Source organism: Streptomyces sp. UNOB3_S3, from assembly GCF_020740895.1.
GTDB lineage: Bacteria > Actinomycetota > Actinomycetes > Streptomycetales > Streptomycetaceae > Streptomyces.
In genome coordinates this window covers 1-641 of sequence record NZ_JAILXP010000765.1, presented here as the reverse complement: position 1 = coordinate 641, position 641 = coordinate 1, and the positions used below count along the sequence as shown (strand labels likewise).

Here is a 641-nt window from a genome sequence, read left to right as displayed (position 1 = left end):
GTCGCGGCCGGGGCGGCCAGGGCCCGGGCCTGGTGGAGCAGCGAGGGGTCGCCCTGGACCTGCCAGAGGCGCAGCAGCCGTTCCGCCTCGGCGACGGGGCCGCTCTCGACGGGCACGGGCCGGTACCAGCGGACCACCCGGGCGGGGACCTCGGCGAACAGCTCCGGTTCGGCGGCGTCCCGGCGCTCCCCGGCGGGCTCCGCGGGCGGGCCGGGGAGCGCGGGGGCGATGAGCTCCTCGCCGGCGAGCTGGGCGGCCGCGCGGGCGGAGAAGTTGCGGGCGCCCTTGCCGAAGTGGCGCTCGACGTAGTCCGAGCAGTGCTTGAGGACCAGGGCCGCGGCACCCCGGTCGAGGGAGTGCAGCAGCATCTCGCGGACGCCGTCGGCGAATTCGTACCAGGGGCCGGTGCCGGTGTCCGGGTCCATGTCGGGCAGCCGCCACAGCAGTCCGCTCAGCAGCACCTCGGCGAGCTCCATGGGCCCGGTGTCGGGCAGCATCGCCCGCTGGACCAGCTGCATCACGGGGAGCGTCAGCGGGACGGCCGCCAGGTGGACGGCGAGCCGGAGCGCGCCCGGCGAGGCGCCGGCCCGGAAGGCGCGCAGGAGTTCGTCGGCGCTCCGGGTGCCGGGGGCGCCGGGAGC

Annotated in this window: 1 pseudogene; it reads right to left on the bottom strand. The window is 77.8% G+C overall.

Annotation, left to right across the window (positions count from 1 at the left end):
• A pseudogene (locus K6I33_RS35520) lies at positions 1-641 on the bottom strand (hypothetical protein); the annotation flags it as partial.